General features: G+C 36.5%; 23 protein-coding genes and 2 pseudogenes. 8 read left to right on the forward strand and 17 right to left on the reverse strand.

The window, feature by feature from the left end; translation table 11 throughout:
• Positions 1–56: 56 nt before the first annotated feature.
• The 4 genes from abc-f to ACOZBY_RS15465 form a co-directional block, all read right to left on the reverse strand.
• Positions 57–1,685: a ribosomal protection-like ABC-F family protein gene (abc-f, locus tag ACOZBY_RS15450; protein WP_325882044.1), complete on the reverse strand. Its 1,629-nt coding sequence runs from the start codon at positions 1,683–1,685 to the stop codon at positions 57–59.
• Positions 1,686–2,045: 360 nt separating this feature from the next.
• A complete protein-coding gene (locus tag ACOZBY_RS15455; protein ID WP_036162402.1) occupies positions 2,046–2,408 on the reverse strand; it encodes a hypothetical protein in 363 nt (120 codons plus the stop codon).
• Positions 2,409–3,581: 1,173 nt separating this feature from the next.
• On the reverse strand, positions 3,582–4,094 hold the full coding sequence (locus tag ACOZBY_RS15460) for a DNA-deoxyinosine glycosylase (RefSeq protein ID WP_036162405.1): 513 nt from the start codon (positions 4,092–4,094) through the stop codon (positions 3,582–3,584).
• Positions 4,095–4,112: 18 nt separating this feature from the next.
• Positions 4,113–4,907 (reverse strand): DUF2268 domain-containing protein, encoded by a 795-nt coding sequence (locus tag ACOZBY_RS15465; protein ID WP_012295933.1) that lies wholly within the window; start codon positions 4,905–4,907, stop codon positions 4,113–4,115.
• A gap of 105 nt (positions 4,908–5,012) precedes the next feature.
• On the opposite strand from ACOZBY_RS15465, the gene ACOZBY_RS15470 reads away from it, so the two are divergent.
• Positions 5,013–5,264 carry a hypothetical protein gene (locus ACOZBY_RS15470; RefSeq protein ID WP_012295934.1) on the forward strand — a complete coding sequence of 84 codons (252 nt, stop codon included), beginning with the start codon at positions 5,013–5,015 and terminating at the stop codon, positions 5,262–5,264.
• Between the two features lie 66 nt (positions 5,265–5,330).
• Here ACOZBY_RS15470 and ACOZBY_RS15475 read toward each other — a convergent pair whose 3' ends face one another.
• Entirely contained in the window at positions 5,331–6,068 is a 738-nt protein-coding gene (locus ACOZBY_RS15475; RefSeq protein ID WP_031416614.1) for a polysaccharide deacetylase family protein, read from the reverse strand.
• Positions 6,069–6,326: 258 nt separating this feature from the next.
• On the opposite strand from ACOZBY_RS15475, the gene ACOZBY_RS15480 reads away from it, so the two are divergent.
• The 4 genes from ACOZBY_RS15480 (at position 6,327) to ACOZBY_RS15495 (ending at position 8,344) form a co-directional block, all read left to right on the forward strand.
• Positions 6,327–6,449, forward strand: coding sequence for a hypothetical protein (locus tag ACOZBY_RS15480; protein ID WP_012295936.1), 123 nt, complete (start codon positions 6,327–6,329; stop codon positions 6,447–6,449).
• A 148-nt stretch (positions 6,450–6,597) separates the two neighbouring features.
• Positions 6,598–6,900, forward strand: coding sequence for a YunC family protein (locus ACOZBY_RS15485; RefSeq protein ID WP_008175342.1), 303 nt, complete (start codon positions 6,598–6,600; stop codon positions 6,898–6,900).
• A 121-nt stretch (positions 6,901–7,021) separates the two neighbouring features.
• Positions 7,022–7,645 carry a DUF2238 domain-containing protein gene (locus ACOZBY_RS15490; protein ID WP_036162408.1) on the forward strand — a complete coding sequence of 208 codons (624 nt, stop codon included), beginning with the start codon at positions 7,022–7,024 and terminating at the stop codon, positions 7,643–7,645.
• Between the two features lie 54 nt (positions 7,646–7,699).
• Positions 7,700–8,344, forward strand: a complete 645-nt coding sequence (locus tag ACOZBY_RS15495) for an SIMPL domain-containing protein (protein ID WP_422762532.1) — start codon at positions 7,700–7,702, stop codon at positions 8,342–8,344.
• Positions 8,345–8,458: 114 nt separating this feature from the next.
• On the opposite strand, the pseudogene ACOZBY_RS15500 reads toward ACOZBY_RS15495, so the two are convergent.
• From ACOZBY_RS15500 to ACOZBY_RS15510, 3 genes and pseudogenes are all read right to left on the reverse strand, one after another.
• A pseudogene (locus ACOZBY_RS15500) lies at positions 8,459–8,973 on the reverse strand (histidine phosphatase family protein).
• Positions 8,973–9,851 carry a DMT family transporter gene (locus ACOZBY_RS15505; RefSeq protein ID WP_200990718.1) on the reverse strand — a complete coding sequence of 293 codons (879 nt, stop codon included), beginning with the start codon at positions 9,849–9,851 and terminating at the stop codon, positions 8,973–8,975. The pseudogene ACOZBY_RS15500 and the gene ACOZBY_RS15505 overlap by 1 nt, the downstream one beginning before the upstream one ends.
• Entirely contained in the window at positions 9,838–10,761 is a 924-nt protein-coding gene (locus ACOZBY_RS15510) for a DMT family transporter (protein ID WP_036162410.1), read from the reverse strand. The genes ACOZBY_RS15505 and ACOZBY_RS15510 overlap by 14 nt, the downstream gene beginning before the upstream one ends.
• A 118-nt stretch (positions 10,762–10,879) precedes the next feature.
• Between ACOZBY_RS15510 and ACOZBY_RS15515 the strand changes: the two genes are divergently transcribed.
• Both ACOZBY_RS15515 and ACOZBY_RS15520 read left to right on the forward strand, forming a co-directional pair.
• Entirely contained in the window at positions 10,880–12,217 is a 1,338-nt protein-coding gene (locus ACOZBY_RS15515; RefSeq protein WP_012295943.1) for a PLP-dependent aminotransferase family protein, read from the forward strand.
• Positions 12,218–12,291: 74 nt separating this feature from the next.
• Positions 12,292–12,534, forward strand: coding sequence for a hypothetical protein (locus ACOZBY_RS15520; RefSeq protein ID WP_031416620.1), 243 nt, complete (start codon positions 12,292–12,294; stop codon positions 12,532–12,534).
• Between the two features lie 49 nt (positions 12,535–12,583).
• Here ACOZBY_RS15520 and ACOZBY_RS15525 read toward each other — a convergent pair whose 3' ends face one another.
• From ACOZBY_RS15525 to ACOZBY_RS15560, 8 genes are all read right to left on the reverse strand, one after another.
• Positions 12,584–12,742, reverse strand: a complete 159-nt coding sequence (locus tag ACOZBY_RS15525) for a DUF1540 domain-containing protein (RefSeq protein ID WP_004231699.1) — start codon at positions 12,740–12,742, stop codon at positions 12,584–12,586.
• A gap of 103 nt (positions 12,743–12,845) precedes the next feature.
• Positions 12,846–13,730, reverse strand: coding sequence for a helix-turn-helix domain-containing protein (locus ACOZBY_RS15530; RefSeq protein WP_012295945.1), 885 nt, complete (start codon positions 13,728–13,730; stop codon positions 12,846–12,848).
• A 68-nt stretch (positions 13,731–13,798) separates the two neighbouring features.
• The gene (locus ACOZBY_RS15535; protein WP_375827905.1) at positions 13,799–15,058 is read right to left on the reverse strand and encodes an erythromycin esterase family protein; all 1,260 of its coding nucleotides are present in this window, start codon (positions 15,056–15,058) and stop codon (positions 13,799–13,801) included.
• Between the two features lie 19 nt (positions 15,059–15,077).
• A complete protein-coding gene (locus ACOZBY_RS15540; protein ID WP_036164912.1) occupies positions 15,078–15,815 on the reverse strand; it encodes an ABC transporter permease in 738 nt (245 codons plus the stop codon).
• Positions 15,815–16,525 (reverse strand): ABC transporter permease, encoded by a 711-nt coding sequence (locus ACOZBY_RS15545; RefSeq protein ID WP_012295948.1) that lies wholly within the window; start codon positions 16,523–16,525, stop codon positions 15,815–15,817. The genes ACOZBY_RS15540 and ACOZBY_RS15545 overlap by 1 nt, the downstream gene beginning before the upstream one ends.
• On the reverse strand, positions 16,522–17,433 hold the full coding sequence (locus ACOZBY_RS15550) for an ABC transporter ATP-binding protein (protein ID WP_422762533.1): 912 nt from the start codon (positions 17,431–17,433) through the stop codon (positions 16,522–16,524). The genes ACOZBY_RS15545 and ACOZBY_RS15550 overlap by 4 nt, the downstream gene beginning before the upstream one ends.
• Positions 17,434–17,534: 101 nt before the next feature.
• The gene (locus ACOZBY_RS15555) at positions 17,535–18,917 is read right to left on the reverse strand and encodes a histidine kinase dimerization/phospho-acceptor domain-containing protein (RefSeq protein WP_422762534.1); all 1,383 of its coding nucleotides are present in this window, start codon (positions 18,915–18,917) and stop codon (positions 17,535–17,537) included.
• Positions 18,914–19,582, reverse strand: a complete 669-nt coding sequence (locus tag ACOZBY_RS15560) for a response regulator transcription factor (RefSeq protein ID WP_036164918.1) — start codon at positions 19,580–19,582, stop codon at positions 18,914–18,916. The genes ACOZBY_RS15555 and ACOZBY_RS15560 overlap by 4 nt, the downstream gene beginning before the upstream one ends.
• Positions 19,583–20,001: 419 nt before the next feature.
• Here ACOZBY_RS15560 and ACOZBY_RS15565 point away from each other — a divergent pair.
• Positions 20,002–20,246: pseudogene (locus tag ACOZBY_RS15565) on the forward strand (transposase); the annotation flags it as partial.
• A 283-nt stretch (positions 20,247–20,529) separates the two neighbouring features.
• On the opposite strand, the gene ACOZBY_RS15570 reads toward ACOZBY_RS15565, so the two are convergent.
• Positions 20,530–20,970 (reverse strand): VOC family protein, encoded by a 441-nt coding sequence (locus ACOZBY_RS15570; RefSeq protein ID WP_012295953.1) that lies wholly within the window; start codon positions 20,968–20,970, stop codon positions 20,530–20,532.
• Positions 20,971–21,258: the final 288 nt, after the last annotated feature.

The raw sequence follows: 21,258 nt of genomic DNA on the forward strand, positions 1-21,258 counted from the left end.
CTATTAATTTCCCTCTCTCGGTATTTTTCCCTAGTGAAAACCATCTTAAACGTTACCTATTTTAGGTCGTTAATTCGCTTCGTCAGTTCATTAAATTTTTCATCAAGCATTACATAGTCCTTATCTTTAGCTGTGAGAAAGCTAAGTTTACCTAATATTTCCTGCCGCTCGGTTTCTAGCTTTAAGCGAAGTGTCACTACACCCTCGTCTTGCTTAACCTCTTTTCTCCATTTTTTCTCTATCTGTTGAGCATGAATCTCCCATACACTATTCGTTACCTTTTCTAGAAAGTAGCGATCGTGTGAGACAACAAGTAATGTCCCATTATATTGGGCAAGCGTTTGCTCTAATTGCTCACGGGAAGGCAGGTCAAGATGATTCGTTGGCTCATCTAAAATAAGAACGTTCTTGTCTGCTAATATATAAGCCATCAGTTTACATTTTACCCGCTCACCCATGCTCATCTCCCCTATAACAGATGTCCAGTGAGTAGAAGTAAATCCTAGATTTTTCATGAGATTGCGGACTTTCCCTCGCTCTTCAAACGTTTCTTGATAAAAATATTGCTCCGGTGTCTGTTCAAGAGGTAGATCAAAGACTTCTTGTGATAAATAACCAATGTTAGCAGCCGGAGATAGCCATACTCTGCCCTCTGCCTTTAATTGACCTAAGATGACTTTTAAAAAACTTGTTTTTCCACTACCATTTATTCCTGTGATGGCAATTTTATCTCCAAACTGCGCAGTGACGTTCACATCCTTAAACAACACTCTGTCATTGAAGTGTAAGGATACATTTTTGGTCTCTAAAAAGCGTTTACCGACACGTTGATGGGTGCCTAAAGAAAAGCGTATTTCTGCCTCAGGCTTTACAGCTTCCACCCTTGCCTTCTCAAGCTCTGCTTCTAATCGCTTTTTCTTGGATTTCACCTGGGAATCAAGACGCTTTGCTTTCACACGATGGTATTCCTTAAAACCTTCTAGCTTTGTAGACTGAGCATGGCCCTTTTGAGACCATGCTGTCAATTCCTGCATCTGTGCCTCAATGCGCTCAATATTTTTTTGCTGCTTGTCGTATGCACGTTGTTGTGTTAATCTTCGATGCTCTCTTTCAGCCATATAGTTTGAATAATTGCCGTTATGTTCTATAAGTCTATTGTCCTCAATCGACCAAATTTTGGTCGCTACGCTATCTAAAAAGTATCGATCATGCGAGACAACAATAACCGTTCCCCTATAGTTTTGTACTTGTTTAATCAAAAAATTGGTGCTCTGTTCATCTAAATGATTGGTTGGTTCATCCAGCATTAGAAGTTGAACTCCCTGCGAGAAACCTTCCGCCAGGCGCATTTTGAGTTTTTCCCCACCACTTAATGCTGCAAATGGCACATTCGGCACTTTCCATTTAGATAGCAAATCTGCCTCTTTAGTTGTTATTTCCATCCTATTAAAATGAGCTAATTCCTGCTCTACAAATGCCGTTTTTACAGTTTGTAGCCCCTTGATTTCTCCTGTTGTGGGCACTAACATACCTCGAATCAATTGAAGCAATGTGGATTTTCCAGCACCATTTCTACCAATAATGCCGATTACCTCACCTTGCTTTACGGTAGCAGTCACATGTTCAAATAGGAATGTATCCTTTATTTCATAACTAATATCCTGTAATTTTAAAAGCTCCTTCATAACATTCATCCTCTCCAGTAGGAGGAATCAAAAAAATCCCTCCAAGTATTTTGGAAGGATTAGTCATCGCTACATATACACAAATAAACTGTTGCAACAGCTATATTTGTTACTCCATTACTTATTTTAGACATAGTAAAATAAGCTTGCGGAATCGCTTTATATTGGCAGATTAAGACCAATACAAGTGTTATTTATGGAAAATGGGCAGACTAATCCTATTTTTATTGCTGGTGAAATTTTAATTTCATCTTTAAAAAATAAGATTAGTTATTCATTAGCCACCCATCGTCCCTTCATCTTTTATTACCGTCATTGTAACACCATTTTTTTGAAAATGAAACTTTCTTTGTGTGAGCTTTATCTAAAACATTCAAATGAACGAATTTGATTTCTTGTTATGGTACGGAAATACCAGCCATACCGATTACTCCAACGAAAACCCGCAATGAAATCTCTTCCTATAACTGTGGGGAAAAACCAAAAGCTCCTACCTGTATTCAACCAAATAAAGGTGTTTCTAAATAAGCAGGAGTGAATACCACTTGATCCTTCTCGCCGTGCGGGCACTGGCGGTGAAAAGCCTGGTGGTGCACTCATTGGCATTTGTCCAGCTGGAGCCGGACCAAAATTAGGTGGACCAAATGGCGGTGTTTCAAAATTATCATTGCCACCCCAGCCAGGTCTTCTAAAATTATCTTCTCTAAATGGATTATTGTACACACAAGCCCTCCTTTTACATAATTCAATATATGTAATAGGGCAATTAACCGTTGAGCCATTGCCCACCTAAGCGAAGATAATAACAGGCCAATTTTCCTCATCCTATAACCTTTGGCATTTCTAATAAAGTATATTTATGATTTCCAACTTTATCGCATAGGAAAAGTATTTTTTGATATGTCTTTTTATTTTCAACAACAAACTAACGGATAAGTTGCGTCTTTAGGAACGATTTTAAATACACATTTAAAACCTGAAACACTTGCAGCTCTAAGGTTTATAGCCTATCCAAAATATAAATAAAGTAATTAATCATTTTAATAATAAATATATATTTATTATTTGCTCCGAAAAAAACTCTGTTTTAAAAATATACATCTCTTTCTAACGCTCCATGCTCTTACTTTCTTCACGTTTATGCACTTCAATTACTGTATGAGTAATATTTTCTTCAACATAGGAATTTTCTTCAACGTTGGAATTTTCCGAAAAATAAATTACACTTAATAAAAAGATGGTAACGAAAGAAGTTAAAAATTTTAAATTGTAACTAGTTTTAACAGTCGTATACTTTTCCTCCATCCCTTTTAACGATATATCCATAATTTACATTATAAATAAAAAAATGTTAATAGAAAGGAGTCTAGAATCTTATGAAATTATATTTGATGATTATGTTTTGGAGTTCAATTTTGGTGTTAGCTATTCTAATTATTAAAGATTATCAAAATAATGTTAATCCGTTTACCGAACCTCTCACTGCTCTTGTGTATTTAATAATTATTTTTTGGATTATATTTTTTTCTATAATGTATTTCACAAAGTATAAGAAAATTAAAATGGATTAGAAGTTGCTACTCTTACTCTTTTTTTTATTCCCTTTCTTCTAGCCAACTATAGAAGGCTGATAGACTTTCGCTTTTTTAGTAAATATAATATAAATTTCAAACAAAAAAACGTTCCCAAATAAAAGTTTGAAAACACATCAAAAAGCCACGAATGTTGAGATATCAACGTTTTCGTGACTTTTCTTATGAACATTCTTCATACATCTTTTTATGCAGGAAGCGAAAACGAGTTCATTAACGATTTTTTATCATTCTTTCTCGCCATATCATCACCCTTAACTATGTAAATTTTTATGTACAAAGCAATGCTTGAATGACCCGCAAACTATTGTGATAAATATGACAATATAATTCGCCATTCCTCAACTTTTTCGTCAAAGGATTTAATATTTTTCCCGGGTATCGGACTCGTTGATGGCATTTTTTTATAGGCTCGTCCTGCTAAAAGCTCTAATCCAATATGCTTTTTAAAAACATCGAATGCCTTCGCCCCATTAAAGAGTACTAACTTGATGTTCGGGTAGGTTTCAAAAAGGGTTTGAAAATCATTTGGCTTTTCATTACGAATCGCTGCATCCAAGCTCCCTTCTCTCTCACAGGCTTCAATTGTGTCCCAAAGACCGATTTCACGCTTTTTTAATAAAGCTATTCTCTCACAATAATCTTCAGGAACCTCGACCTGTAATAGCTGGCCAATGATAGGCCAAAAGTGATTGCGTGGATTACCATAATACTGCTGTTTTACTAATGACTGTTTTCCTGGCATGGATCCAACAATTAGCACCTTTGTGGATGAATCTACAATTGGTAATAATACATTTTTTATTTCACTAGACACAGCAATCACTCCTTTACTCTATTGTAGCGGAAACTCTGAGCCAGCAAGTATATCTTGGCTTGTTATTAATAAAGGAAGCTGTGATGAAAGATTCTTCATATATGACCGAACAATTTGATAGCCTATACAATAGCCTATCCACAGCGGAAGCTCCCCACCGTATAAGAATGGTCGATGCTTTTCCAATCCCTGCAGTTGTAGGTTTGGCAAAAACTGAGATTTCCATAGTTTGATAAGCTTCTCAAATGTATAGTTAGTTAACCATGGTGCTAGCCATCTATCTCCGTAAAGATCTTTCACAGCACATTCTGCTAAACCCTCTAATATAAGAGAATCCAATAAAGTCATTTCATCTAAGGATTTTTTAAGATAATGTAAACGGCAAACATGGTTGTATTCATGGGCGAGTAATGCTTGAAGCTCCTGTTTTTCTACTTCTCCCACAAATAAAAAAAGCGAATGAGGATAAGCCACACCATTTTTATTAGTGATATTCTGCTGCCTTGTAATTGGAAAGATATAAATAGGTATAGCAGGACCATTCCACTTCTGCTGTAGATACATAAACTCCTGCTCCACGCAGCCCCACACATTCATCTGTTTTAGTCTCTTTAAATTAATCTCTTCCTCTGGTAGGAAAAGACCTTGCTGCTGTAATTCAAAGTGTATTTCCTCTGTATATCCCTCTTGAAATAGTTTGATCAAACGATCACATAGCACCGAGCATTGTAAGCTATATAGCTCATCACTGCTCTTAGATTTTCTGGAAAATTCATACTCCTCAAGCCACTTATCTGTAGGCATAACTGCCATGTCATCACCTCTTGATAGTATATGTGATGGATAGACAATCGGCTAAAGATAAATGCATTAATTAGCATATATTAACTTGTAATGAAGTAGAAAGGAGGGATTATTGTGAATCCAACTGATGCTTACAATCTTTGTTGTAAATATCACGGTAAACGAGTTAGAATTTCGGATACATCTGGTAGAGTACATGTTGGGGAAATCACGAGGGTCGACAGAAGACAGGTATGGATTCTACCTGATAGAAGATATGGTGGTTATGGTTTAGGCTTTTGGGGATTTAGTGGAGGCGGCTTTGGCGTTGGTATTGCACTAGGGACTGTTCTAGGTATTGCACTAGCTCCAATTATTTTCTTCTAGCCTAAGCGATTTTATATATGTGAAAAACGAGCCATTTCAAACATTGTTGAGATGGCTCATTTTTCATTATTGAACTTGTTCTTGCTGCTGTTTACTTTCAATCAACTCGGATATTGTAACAAATGTGTAGCCCTGCTTCTTTAATGCCGGTATTATCTCCTCTAATGCTTTAATGGTTTGTGTACGGTTACCGCCACCATCATGAAATAATATGACATCGCCAGGCTTTGTGCCTTTCATAACCTTTTGTACAATTTTCTTTACACCGGGCTCTTTCCAATCTTGAGTATCCTGATGCCAAGACCACATCACGACCTTGTAGCCATCCTTAACAGCGGCATTTATCATAGCATCTGTGTAATTTCCACCAACAGGACGGAATAAAACTGGGGAAAATCCAGTAATACCATATATCGTGTTATTCGTCTGTCGAAGCTCTTCTTGCAATTTATTGATGGAAACTTTAAACGGATGTGTATACGTATGATTCGCTAATTCATGCCCTTCTGTATAAGTACGTAAAACAAGCTCTGGATATTTGTCAGCATTTTTTCCAATAATAAAAAAGGTAGCTTTGGCATCATATTTGGCTAATAAATCAAGCACCGCCGCTGTGTATTTGGGATGTGGTCCATCATCAAAGGTAAGTGCCACTATTTTATCCTCTGTGTTAATATCCCACACAACTTTTCCTGTTTCCTCATAATACGGACGTCCTTTATTAGCCTGGGCTTTGTATCCTACAAAAAATCCCGAGATGATTAAAACGAAAACCGTTAAAACCCTTACATATTTACGTGTCATAGCATCACCTCCCAAGTCCATATTCACAGAACTCCGTCAACTTACTATTTGCGATTTACAGTGAATTATACTTGTGAAGGATTGTCTGTTTTCCTGTTTTAATTATTTTAAAAAAATTTTATAAATTTGAACGAAATGTGAAACATCATTAATATTCCTTTATTTTTTTCTTTATTCATGTAAAATAAAATCATCACTGATATATAACAACTAATTAAATTTAATAAATGTTATGTAACACAAAAGGGGATAATATAAATGTGGATCATTACCGTATTTGAAGAAAACACGTATCGTATGTTTGAATATACTTCTAAAAGTGAAGCAACCATTGCATTAAATACATTTAAACAAACAGCTTTATTGTCTTATACCAAGTAAATGCTAAAAGGAATCTATTCGCCAAGAGTAGATTCCTTTTATTTTGATATTGGACTTCTTTTCTTTACTATTAAAAGATTTTTTATTAGAAATGTCGAACACCTAGCTAGTTATCGCCATATGTATATAGAGAAAAGGAGTGATTTCAATGGTGACAATTGAACCTATCATGATTAAGGGGCATTTCTTTACTGCAGTAGTTGTTCAATTACCTAAAACAACACTATTAACCATTTCCAATAATACAGGCTACATTATGTGCGGCGCATTAGATGTAGGTCTTTTAAATAGTCGCTTAGTGGATCGAAAAATCATTGCTGGTCGGGCAGTTGGTGTAAAAACGATTGATGAGTTATTAACAGCCCCGTTAGAATCCGTGACTTATGAAGCCGAGCAACTTGGCATTACAGAAGGTATGAGTGGTGTCGAGGCACTTTTAAAAATGATTTAATGTGTACAAAAGCGTCAGTTTTAGAACGAATAACTAGACGCTTTTCCTTTTTTTAACGCAGCATCGGTTGAATAAGCAAACTCCTACTTCCCCATACTGTGGGACAAAGGAGCGTGTTGTCATGAATAGTAATAAGCATTTTAAAATACATGTAACTTTTCTTGCCATCACTTTAATTGTTCTTATCTGGTCTGTTATTAAACCATCTTCCTACTTAGATTGGCTGGCTGAAGTTAGCCCAGGAATAGTTGCGATTATTATTGTAGTTTGTATCTATCCTAAATTTCGATTCACAACCATTTCTTACTCAATCATTGCCTTATTATCGATTCTAACATTTATTGGTGGGCATTATACGTATTCGGAGGTGCCACTATTTAATTGGATAAAAGAAGAATTTAATTTGCACCGTAATAATTACGATCGCTTCGGACATTTTTTAAAAGGCTTGCTGGCGATTGTTATAAGGGAAATTTTAATTCGAAAAACGCCTCTTACAAAAGGCGCTTGGCTATCGTTCATTTCCATTAGTATTTTACTTGCGATTGCTGCATTTTATGAAATCATTGAATGGTTAAGCACCCGAATCTCCAAGGGCAGTAAAGGGGCCAAAGACTTTTTAGGGATGCAGGGAGATCGTTGGGACGCTCAATGGGACATGTCTTTAGCGTTGCTAGGTTCTATTATTACCTTGCTTTTATTGACAAAGCTCCATGATAAATATTTAAAGAGATTAAACAAATAAAATCATTTTTTGCATACTATGATGAATAAAAAATCTTATGAAAGGTGGTATTGTATGTACTATGCTCAGCTCCATCATCAGGCATCCATTCCCCCACGTGTTATAACTGTAAGGGGCGATGGGCAGGTAAAGGCTAAGCCAAGCTCCATTCAACTTCAAATAGAAGTTCAAACGCGAGGCCAAAATGTACAAGAGCCACAGCAGGAGAATGCGGCAACTATGAATCGAGTTATTCAATCCATTACAGCCCTTGGCATTCCAAGCGAACAAATTCAAACAGCTGCCTATACAATTACCCCACTTTATCATTTTGAAGACGGCCAACAAATCTTTAATGGTTATGAAGTAACTAATGCCATTACCGTCCATGTATCAAATCCTGAACGTATTGGCTTAATCATTGATACAGCAGTAGATAATGGGGCAAATCGTATCACAAACATACAATTCAAAGTTGACCATGTAGATGCCTATTATCAGCAAGCATTGAGTTTAGCGCTGCATAATGCTCAGGCAAAGGCGAAAACCATTGCTGAAACGATGCATTTACCTTTGCAGCTACTCCCCACTGAAATTGTGGAAGAACAAGTTAATACGCCTATTCTATATCGCTCAATGGCAATTTCCTCCGATATGACACCTATTGAACAAGGGCAAATCGACATAAATGCCTCTGTCCGTGTGAACTTTCAATATTGAACGATTTGAGCCTTCAGCGAAGCAACGGCAGAAGGCTTTCCTACTGTGGATTCCATACCCGTTCTATTACGATGTTATTGTGCTTTACCTGTAATACAAAAACATCTGGATTACTTAAATCTTTCCAACATTGAAAATCAATATCTTTATTATAATGTTTCCATGACTCACTAGTAAGGTATTTTCAACATTTCGAGCAATAGCCTCCTCTACAACATTCACAATGCGGTCCATTGCTTCTTTGCTGGATTCTCCCCCATCAAATGATAAGTCCATATCCATAAATGTTGCCTGTAATTTTTCGTACCAATCTGGCAAATCTTTTGTACTTAAAAGTCGTTCAGACAATCGATGATCTATTTCAATTTGAATACCTTTTTCTTTACTGATAGCTTCAATGGATTGGACTGCGCGTAAAAGGGGCTTGAGAAAATTCGATGAATGGTAGTATCTTTGAAAAAATCAGCTAAGCTTTCTGCTTGCCTTATGCCTGTCTGTGTTAAAGGGGCGTCAGGTGATTGCCCTTGTGCAAGACAATGTCTAATGACATAGATATTACTCATAAATGCCTCCCGTCTTGAAAAAGTAGTTTTATTAGAATTGTACGTCATTAAATAATCCCAAATCATTAATTTTCATCATTTGTCTTTTTATGAACAACCCGCTCTTTAGATAATAACAGGGCACAAAGGATAATACATATGCCTACGAATTGTCTGATTTCCAATGTCTCTTTTAGTATAAAATAACCCAATAGTACACCTACTACAGGAACTACATAATTACTAAGAGATGCAAATAAGGCACCCTCTTTTTTTATCAATAAATTATAAAGCATGTAAACAATCCCCGAATGGAAAATCCCCAAAATGGTTACGGCAACAATCTGTATGCCACTCATATTTAGTTGGAATGGCTGTTCAAAGATCATCGCCATTGGTAATAAAATGACCGTGGCTATTCCTAAAACATTTCGCATATGTACGATAGGTGAGCCAGCCCCCAGCTTTTCCATTAATATTAATGATCGTGCAAAGCTCATTGCGGCCAAGAGCAGTAATGCATTGCCAAATACTGTACTTGAACCGTCCATCTCTTGTGTTGGCCATGAAAGAATACTGATTCCCACGAGACCTAATAAAATGCTAATGAGTTGGAACTTACTAACCTTTTTCTTAAAGAAAAAAACGACAAAAATTAACGTGATTATGGGAACCATAGCTATTACAATAGATGCATTACTACTGCTAACATATTTTTGACCTTGTGCAATCAGGACAAATGGAATTACTACTTCAAAAATGGCGATTGCCCAATAGTATTTATTATTCACATGATTGCTGTCCTTTTTCAAAAATATGCTAATGACGCTTAAACAAATGGCACCTATTAGCGCTTTCAACAACGATAAGGTTATTGCACCAACATCATTTGTCACTAGCGCTACAAAGAAAAATTGAGACCCCCATATACAGCTTATTAATAATAAGAGGCTATATTTGCTCATTTTTCGCTACCCTCTTCATGCCGAAATAATTTGTTCCTATAACCCCCATAACAATCATGACTCCCCCGATTAAATGGTACTTCTGGAAGGTTTCATGTAAAAATAAAACACCCGCAAATATAGTAATAAGCGTAGCCAAATTACTAAAAACACTCATTTTAGAGGCCTCTAATATAGATAGAGCATAATTTGATAAATAAGACGTGCCTAGCGAGGATAATAGGCCTAAATATAAAATGGCAATGATAAAGTCAACATGTAGAAATGGCTTATAAAAATCATGGATGGTGCCCTTCATCACATGATCTCCTATAGCTATCCCATTAAAAATAACAAATCCACATAACGTCATGACATAGGTTAATGTCAGTAAAGAATATTGCTTTGTAAGCCTTCTTGCAAAGACGTTATAAATTGATGCTGCAAAAGCTGAAAGCAAAATAAATCCGCTGCCAAAAATATTTCCAGTAGTAGCATTTGCCCCATTCATCATTAGCATATAAATCACACCAAGTACAGAAATCGAGATAGCAACATACTGTCCCCATGTAGCTTTTTCCTTTAACAATAAACTTGCTAGTGCTAATGTAAAAATAGGGATTGTTGCTTGAATAATTCCAGCTTCTGAGGATGAAATTCTAGCAAGCCCAAGCACTTGAAACGTGAAAAAAACTATAGGATACAATAGGGCTAAAGGTAAAATTTTTAATAAATCCTGTTTTTTTATTGTTAGCTTATTTTTCGTAAATACTAGTAAAATAACAATGCCGATGAAAGCAACTGTAAAGCGGTGAGCTAATGTATCAATAGGGCTCGCCACCGACAAAGTAAGTTTCACACATAGGAATGAAAGTCCAATAACAAATGCATACGAAATTGCTGCTATATAGGCTTTTCTTTTTTCTAACATACGATAACGCTCCTTCTCCATCATTTCCGGCCGGTAATGTTATCGTATAAAAAAGAACACACATTGACGATATGAAAAAAACGCATCTGTACCGATACAGGTGTGCTGGAGGTTAAATATGCTTAAATATGAATGGATTTATTCACAGCTTTTGACTCAAATACAAACAGGTACTCTTCAATCAGGGGCAAAGCTCCCTTCAATACGTCAGTTATCACTACAATATTCCTGCAGTAAAAGTACTATTTTAACTTCTTTAAAAAAACTTGAGGATCAGCATCTTATCTATGCATTACCGAAAAGCGGCCACTATGTTGTTGATCATCAATTACCCCTTCAGCCACAGGTTCAAGACCATATAGATTTTGCTACCTCCTCACCTAGCTGGCATGCTTTTCCGTACCAAGACTTTCAACATTGCCTCAACAAGGCAATCGATACATACCAAGCAGACCTATTTAGATATGGGACATCACAAGGCTTACCCTCCTTAATAAAAGAGGCAAAAAAACTATTAACAAACTATCAAGTGTTCACTAAAGAAGAAAACATTTTTATCACTTCGGGCGTACAACAATCCCTGTCTTTGCTGAGTATTATGCCATTTCCAAATGGTCGCTCAACAATTTTAGTGGAGCAACCTAGTTATCATTTGTATATGGATTATTTGAAAACCTATGGAATTCCTGCCATCGGCATAAAAAGAACAACAGATGGCATTAATTTATATGAGTTAGAGCGCATTTTTAATAGTTATGACATTAAGTTTTTTTACACTATGCCTCGCTTGCACAACCCTCTAGGGACTTCTTATAGCAAACAGGAGAAAGATATGATTCGTCAACTTGCTTATCAATATCATGTATACATTGTTGAGGATGATTATTTAGCGGATTTCGAGCAAAATTCGAAAATAGATCCTATTTATACAGATGATACACAGCAACATGTCATTTATTTAAAAAGTTTCTCTAAAATCATGTTTCCGGGTTTACGTATAGGGCTAGCCGTTTTACCAGAGGTCTTCATTCAAACATTTAGGCAATTTAAAAATACAACTGATATTGATAGCTCAATGATCTCCCAGGCAGCCTTAGAGCTTTACTTAAAAAGTGGTATGTTTGAACGTTATCAAAAGAAGGTCAGCGAGTCTTATGCCATACGTGCTAACAGACTTCAACAATCTATAACAGCCCATTTAGCAAAATTTAAAGCTTCTAAGGAAATCTGTATGCATAGCCATATTATTCTACCAAGACAGGTCAATATCGATAAGCTTATCCAGCACTTGAAACAAAGCAATATACTTTTAGATTCGATTAACCGTAATTATTTAGAGGGATTTTTTCATGAGCGAATGTTGAAATTAAATGTTTCCAATGTGGAAGAGTCAAAAATTGATGTTGGTATAAAGGAAATTTCATTGTCCCTTAATGATCCTAACAATTACTTTTAAAAAAAGTCATTCATGAAACCTACTTATTTTTCATATATTTAGACATCATAAATTGGTTCAATAAGGAGGATTCAATGCACTCTGAGAAATTGCGACTAAGGAAAATTCAGCGTCTTGCATATGAAATTATGGATGAGATGCACCAAGAAAAAGACCACACGGAAATGCATAAATTAATCTCGATCATTGATAACTTGTCGCGGGCAATTGGTGATTTAACAGATTCGGTGGGTAAGTACTCCTTGGATTACGTAGAGGAAAAAGTAAACAATGCACATGAACTTTTATTTAATAAAGAAAAGGTCGATGCTTATTAATAAAGACAGGGAAAAAGGGTAACCATATAAGTGGCTACCCTTTTTTGCATTAATGCGTTTCAGGTTCAAAAGTTTTACAGTCAGTTTCCTCACTGTTGGAAGCATGTTGTCCCTTCTGGCTGACAACATAAATTTTTTCTGCTGTGCATTTGTTTCCAGAATCCCAAAATGTGCAGTTATTGACTTCACAAAGAATTTCTTGTGCCATCGTTTCACACCTCCTCTTTGTTAGCTTTAACAAATTAGAGATAAACAATACGTTGTTCAACAAAGTCCATTCTCGGTTCACACGTGAGTGTAGCGTATCCAATTCACTCCATGCTAAAGTCTAAATTAGCTGGTTGTTTCGGTAAACGTTCCTGCGAAAGCATATTGGTTGTGGGTACCCAATTGTTGACTTCTTCAAAGCGGAAACCATCTGCCCACACTTTTCCTGAGCCGATTAACAACACACCAAAATAAATGGAATCACCTTCCTCGGGTACATCTAGAACAATAGAATAATGATTCCATTCAGTAGTTCCTGTCACAGAGCGCTGATCCATATTATCAAATTGAATCGTATCACCCGTACCATTATCTATACGCATCCACGCCCCACATTTTGTAGCTTCAGCCGTTTTTAAGTAACATGACATTTTCAGCCTCTTGCCTTTATAGTCAGCTGCCTGAAATCCTTGCATCATCGTAGCAAATTGCCCATTATTTGCTGATGCATTGGTGGAAAATAATACACCACTGCGCTTTCCTGAATGAAATACCTTATCATCCGTATGAAATTGATATAATTCTGGATTTGCGCCGCTCAGCATCCATCCCTTAACCTGTTCATTTAATTCCATCAACTTTTCCTCCTCCATCATAGCTAATGATTGCATCAATTTTCGGTACTTTCCTGGTGGTAAAGCATACACTTCTTTAAAAGCTCTTGTAAAAGCCTCTTGAGATTGAAACTGAAATTTAAAGGCAATCGTTATGATTGATGCATTGGAGTATATTAAACAACTGGCAGCCACAGCTAATCGCCGCATCCGAATATATTCACCAATCGTAAGCCCTGTTTCTTGTTTAAAGATTCGACTTAGATGGAACTTCGAATAGCCCGTAATACTCGGCATAAACTCAAGTTCTATTTCTTCCATCAATTGCTCCTCGATATAAGTAATAATCCTTTGTGTTGCCTGACTATACTCCATATTTCTCACCTCACTTTTATCATAATGGAGAAGAACAAAGATTTTTTGATGGAGATTGCTATATTTAACTAATCGGTTACTTTGGTTGGTGTCGCTTCCTGCACAATTATTAGACCATCATATGCGTCTGCTGGTGTCATTTTAATGGTATAGAGCATTTTTGTAAGCTTATACCAAGGACGAAAATCATCGCCTATATTGCCCATTCTTTGCTCCTTTGTAAGGATATTTGATAGCTCTTCTGATTGACTAGCATTTTCAAAATCCACATAAAAGATGTTGTCATGGATATCACTAAAGGCATCCACTAGAGCGTTATGATGTTCTATCGTATACTCCTTACGTTCACCAGACCCATTCGGTGCTTGGAATGTATTTGTCACAAAATCCGTACCAATGGCAAAGTACTGATCTTTATAGTACTCATTTAAATATTGTCCCATCGACTTATAACCTGCCATTGTAGCAGACGTTTTATCTATATGGCCATTATGACCAGACATCAATACTTTATCATGGCCCTTCGTCGTCTCGAAATCAACAATCCATTGTAAATTTTGAGCTAAGTATTCATCACGTAAATTCATGTAATTACCATCGTTTAAAAACAATTGCGTACGTTGCTTTAAAATTTGTGCATATTGCGCCGCAAAAGAGAAGGCATCCTTTGATGACTTTTTCTCATAGGCTTCCTTGTTTGATTGTAAATCTTTGATGATGGCATCAATTGTTTTATCTAGCTCTACTAACTGGCTATTCGATAAATCTCTCATTGTTTTGTTGGACACATGTTCAAGCTGAGCCGTATATTGCTTAGCTGTTTCAGCATCGACATCCCCATAATAATCAAGTAAGCCCTTTTTGCTATCATCATAGCGCTGCATATCATTACCATAAAAATAAATTTTATCTTCTTCCTTGACTGTTAGGTTATAGTCATGCATCCATTGCACAAAGTCCACCATTTGTTCAGTTTGATAAATGCCGTAATCCAGTGCTTTAATAGCATCTTGCGCCGTGCCAACACTATTGACAATAAATTGATTTATTTGTTGGGCTCCTCCAAAATCCCCCTCTAAAACAAAGACACGAACATTTTCATTCTTCATCATTGCTTCAAATAGATACTTTTTTAAGGCTTGGAATTCCACATTTCCGTGTGTTGCCTCTCCAAAGCCAATAACTTTTACATCATCAGGTATAGTAATATCTTTTATTTCACTACTATATTGAGAGGCATCTTTGACAGCCGCCCCCTGTCCACAGCCAGCTAAAACTGCTAGTAGTATACATGTAGTTAATATTCTCAAACTTCGTTTCATTTTCATGTCAATTCTCCCCTTTAGGTTAAATGGCTTTTCGTTGGAAGTAGAAATACCCACCAAGAAAAAATAGGATGAAGCCACCACCGACAACTGTTAACATTTGCTCCCATGGCACAAAAAATACATCGTCTGTACTGCCACCAATATACATCATCGAAAAGGGCTGTGCCCATGGATAGTAAGGTCCAATACGTTCAGAATTAATAGCAAAAATAGAGGGTAAGGTAAATACCACATTGACTGCAAAAGGAGCAGCAAAACTTTTAAACATTATCGACATCCATAATTGAAGGGCTACTAAAGGCAATGTCGCTACCCATCCTCCCACAATGCTTTTCCATACAATCTCCATTGGAAAAGGATCCGTATACCCCTTTATCATCCCTACAGCACAAACTGAACATAGATACAGTAGCTGCATCGCCATAACAAGCAGTACGATTAACACATATTTAGCTACAAATACTTTCCCCCTCGTTACAGGCAATGCTAATAGCTGCTTCCAGCCACCAGAATGATGTTCGTACCTACAAATGAGACTAGCCAAAACCCCCGTAATAAGTGGTAAGAATAATAAAGCATATGTTAAATTCATGGAGAACAACGCAATATACCATTCATTGATTGATACCCCTGACATATTATCCTCTAAATTGGCTGATAATCCGATAAATAGCCCAATAATGGGTCCTGCTAAGATAATTGGTACCATTTTTGATTTTCGTAATTTAAACCATTCAGCTCGCAGTATAGCCGTCATTATTTCACGTCCCTTCTTGCAAAATCAATCATGCCAGCAATATAGAGTAAGATACCAATCCCCACTCCTAACATGACATTGATGATCGGCTCATCCCATTGATTCATCAATGATGGCCACTTCCATATCATCCAATCCGGTAAAACATAGGAAGAATAGGAAAAAATCACTCCGAAAATTCCTACAGTAATCGAGATACCTTGGTTATGACAAACACTAGCAATCCACAGCTGAAGAGCTAGTATTGGTAATGCTGCAAGAGCTGGGAAGTAACTATACTTGGCGAGCTCTAAGTAAGGGACCGTTTCACCTAAGCTTAAAATTAGTCCGTAACCCAGTGTAAAAATCATTAATAGTGTTGAAGACAAAAATAACAGAATCGTTAATACTGTAAATTTAGATAAATACACGGATAGCTTTGAAACAGGTAAAGCGATGAGCTGTTTCCACGCATTTGTCTCGTTTTCTATACTCGCCATGAATGACGTTAGGATAGCAATACCTAATACAACTGCCAACGGTGTAAAGGAATGAATGTTCAGTAAAAAATAACCCCAATCATTCTCGCTCTGCTGTAAAAGATAGTCTTTCCTCACACCGTAATTGACCATTTGCAGAGCAACTACGCCAACGGGACCTAAAAGCGTTAAAAACCATATACCTTTCCGTTTGATCTTTAAAAATTCAGCAATTAATAGTTTACTCATCATAACTTTAGCTCTCCCGCCGTCATTTGCAGGAATATATCCTCCAATGAGCGTTTTTCTTCCTCTACTCGAAATACTGAAATCCCTTCCTGAACCAGGACCTGAACAATATGTGCTACTTTCTCGTCAGAACATTCCTCTAAGAAAATGACGTCATCCTGATAGTTTGCCTTAATGCCATTTGCTAAAAGGGAACGCCATCCTTTTTCACCATTGCTCACTTTAAAAGTAACCTTTGGTTGTGCAAATTTACGCATTCCCTCAATGGAATCTTGAAAAATCAATGTCCCCTTAGAAACAATACCTACCTGTGTAGCCATTTGATCGATTTCTGATAATAAATGACTGGAAATAATAATGGTCATCCCGTATTCCTTTGGTAGTCTTTTAATTAAATTGCGAATTTCAATAATACCTGAAGGGTCGAGACCATTCGTTGGTTCGTCTAAAATGAGTAGCTCCGGGTTGTGCAGTAAAGCAGCAGCAATACCAAGGCGTTGTTTCATTCCTAGTGAAAAGCCCTTTACTTTCTTATTTGCAGCTTCCTTCAAACGAACAGTTTGCAGAACTTCATCGATTCTGGTTTTTGGTACACCTAGTATTTTTCGTAGTGCCTCCAAGTTCTCACAGGCCGTCAAATGTGGGTAGTAAGATGGATTTTCAACTAATGAACCTACATTCGCTAATATTTGAATACGATCCTTCACTATGTCCTTTTGAAAAATTTTTATTGTTCCTGAGGATGGCTTCATTAGACCAAGAAGCATACGAATCGTTGTTGTTTTCCCCGCTCCATTAGGCCCTAAAAACCCATAAATTTCACCTTTGCGTATTTGCAAATTTATATTTGATACAGCTTGTTCTTTTCCAAAGTTTTTTGATAAGTTTTGTGTTTGTACGATATATTCCAATCTCCTCACCTCTTTAACTATCATAAGAATAGAAGTTTAAAAACAGGTAAGGGCTAAGTTTAAATTTTGTTTAAAAAAGACTAAAAAAAATCTGCGAGCCTTTACAGATCAAGCTTCGCAGATGGATTTACATGTTTTATTATAATTTTTGTACCCGATGGATCCGAACAAATATCCCAATCTAAATGCATGCCCTTTACCATAACATCTACAATTGATAAACCTATTCCTGCACCCTTTGCATTTGATTCATTTTTCATACCATTTCCATGATCCTCAATAATAAATGCCGTATAACTCGCTGTCGACTCTGTTTTCACACCTATGTATTTCCCGCTATTGGCGTGTCGTAGTACATTTTGGAAGAGGTTATCCAGTATACGGCCTAACCAAATGGGGTCTATATACCATTCCTGATGCTCAAATGCTTGTAGCTCAATATCAATGGCAAAGCCTTCTCGTTCAAAAACGGGATACCAGGTCGTCAGGTGCTCTCGTACAAAACGAATAACATTGATTTCTTTCGGTTCAAATTTATATTTACTTGACATGAGCAATGTGTAGGACATTAAATTTTCGATTAAAGCATCAATATTCACTATAGATGTTTCCATCGCTCGTAATGCATGCGTACCTTCCTCTGACAATGCTTCTTTACTAATTGAGTAGGATTGAGCTCTTACCTTTGTTAAAGGTGTTCGCAAATCATGTGAGAGATTCGCAATCAGCTCCCGTCTTAGTTGCTCTTCTTTTTGCTGACGCTGTTTGCTTTCTCTCAGCTCACAAACCATCCTATTAAAACTATGCTCCAGTTGCCCAATTTCGTCTTTCTTTTTCACATGGATTTCAATAGGTAAACCATCTACATCCCGTATTTCCATGGCATCTTGAAGATGTAAAAGTCTCTTTCGGATTCCTTTGAAAAATAACCAAGATACGACTATGAAAAATAGAATAATGGCTATAACGCCAAGAAATAAGAAGTTACCATAGTTTTCATAAATATTGATAAGTGGCGGATTAAATACGTTCCTTGGAACTTCTAAAACAATAAAGCCATTGGATACATCATCGCCCAAGAAGGAAATAACTGTAAATGGGTCTTCCCCATACCGCTGTTTTATGAATTTAGTAGTAAATGCGGGTGTCCACTTTGCTGGAAGCTCCTCCTGAACATTTACTGTAGTCAATAATGTCCCATCCTCACTTACCCAGAACATAGAAGCCGAAGGTAATTGCTCTTGCCACTTTTGAAAAAGCTGGGTAATGGCATCATTTGATACATTGCTTATATTTTTAGATTGTGCATGCCATTGTTTCTCGATTTCACTTTCCAAAAGTACCTCACTAGAAAACTCGCCCACCCCAGTCTTTGTAATTCCTAATACAAACATGGCTGTTACCATATAAGAAATTTGAACAATTGATAAGGCTAATATGATGATCAACATATATTTAGCTTGTAATGATTGGAAGAATTTCATAGTTTCACCCTATAACCAATCCCTCGAATCGTTTCAATAATCGTTGGCTTTGCGGGATTTATTTCTATCTTTTCTCTTAAATATCGAATATGTACCATCAATGTTTTATCACCTTCGATATAGCTCTCACCCCAAACCCCCTCATAAAGTTGCTCTTTCGTTAAAATTTGATTGAGATGGCGAATGAAATACTGTAAAAGATAAAACTGTTTACCCGTCAAGAGAATTTCTTCTTCAGTCAATGTATTCATTATCCTCATATCTTTTGTATACATTTTAAGATGCTGTAGTTCCAACACATCATCATTTTTTTGATATCTTCTTAGTAATACTTCTAGCCTTGCTACTAATTCATCTGGATGGAAAGGCTTTGTTAAGTAATCATCTGCGAAGTTCAAACCTTCTATTTTATCTTCGACTGCCGTTCTAGCAGATAGCATTAAAATCGGCAGTTCTTTATTTTCCCTTTTAATTCTTTTACCGATAGAAAAGCCGTCTAAACCAGGTAACATCACATCCAGTATGGCAATATCCTTTGAGGAAATATGTTGCTCCATACCGTCCCCAGACTCTAACCATGTTACTTCATAGCCCCTCTCAGTTAACTCTTTACTAACCCAATATCCTATTTCCTTTTCATCCTCTATGTATAATATACGAATCATTGTTTCACCCTCCTTATATCTATTCGAAAGCTATCCCAAAATACCATATTTTGCATTATACATTTATCTTAAATTGAAGTACAAGATAAATTCCATACTTGGTTATTATATGGTAATCCCCTACTTATTTTCTTCCTATTTTTTAACGTGAAAGTGAAAAAAACGCAACTTTTTACTAATTTAAAAAAGTTGCATCAGACTGCAGACAAACTCAATGAAATAAAGTAAAGCCGTTGATTTCCACTACGGGCGGACGCTTTCCGCGGGCGGGGTCGAGCTGCTTCCCTCGCTTCGCTCAGTCCAGAATCTCGACTTTCCCGCTTTTCCCACTGGAGTCACCGCCCTTCGTTCCCATCAACTTCTACATAAAGTACCCCACCTACATAGGGTGAAAAGTAAATTTTTGAGGTGATAATACATCGAAACCTTTGATTTGTACTAAGTGTCAAGCCTTTCCCAATGTACGAAAAGTAAGGATCACAAAAAACTCATTCAACTTCATATTTGGGAACTGTATGTGGAGGAAGCTGAACATTTACGCCATTCCTATGACATCAAACAAATTTATGCAAGCGTAAAGTAACGATTGAGCGTGTCTTTGCCGATGCAAAGGAAAAGCAGGGTATGCGATGGACAGCCTAGAGGTCTGAAAAAATTGTCCATGTAGGCGATGCTTACTCTTGCTGCCATGAATTTAAAGAAACTAGCTACTTGGACGTGGCTGGCGGTTTAAAAGAGTTCTTATACTTGAAGAGTCTGTTTTACGGGATATAAAATTACCATTTTTAAACATAATGAAAGAAAAAAAGTGACAAAAGGAATCGAGTGTGAACTTCTCAATTCCTTTTGTCGACAGTCTGACGCAACTTTTTATTAATTAAAAAAGTTGCGTTTTATGTTATAAAATAAAAAATAGACGCTCTTCTTATCTAAATTATCTATATCAATTATTGAATAATCAGCATATCGTTCTCATCGAACTGCCACATATCGCCGTAAGCAATTTCCCAATAGAAGCCATTCGGATCTTGGAAGTAGCCACTATAACCACCCCAAAATACAGTTTCAGGCTCTTTAATAATTTTTGCACCAGCCTTTTTAGCTAATGCAAAAATACTGTCCACCTCTTCTTTTGATTTACCATTATAAGCAAGAGTGATTCCGCCAAAGCCATGGTCAATTTCAGGTGGGTTAGCTTCATTAATATCTTTTGCCAATCTTTCAATTGGAAATAGTGATATTTTTGTCCCACCATTATTAAAGAATATAACATCAGGATTTGTTTCCTCTCCGTAAACTACAACCTCAAAACCTAGACCTTCTCGGTAAAAAGCGAGAGACTTCACCATATCTTTAACACCTAATGTAATTAAATTTAAACGATTCATCTTCAAAACCCCTTTTACAGTATTACTACATATATTCTCCATCGAACAAACATTTCCTTTTACTACTTAAATAAAGCCAAGATTTCCGTCTGTTCATTTTGTAGACAATTATCTTGCCACAACGACTAGTAGATATAGCCAATAAAGGTGCTTACTATTTTATTGGACAACTTCATTTATCTGATATTGAATAAGAGGCTGATGAATATTTTTATCCCTCTAGCCATTGTTAGCTCACAAAAGTTACCTCTACGTTTCTATGACACAAAAAAGTGCGTACTTTTTTTG

The sequence above is a fragment of the Lysinibacillus sp. NPDC056220 genome (genome assembly GCF_049315265.1).
In the GTDB taxonomy this organism is placed as follows: Bacteria; Bacillota; Bacilli; order Bacillales_A; family Planococcaceae; genus Lysinibacillus; species Lysinibacillus pinottii.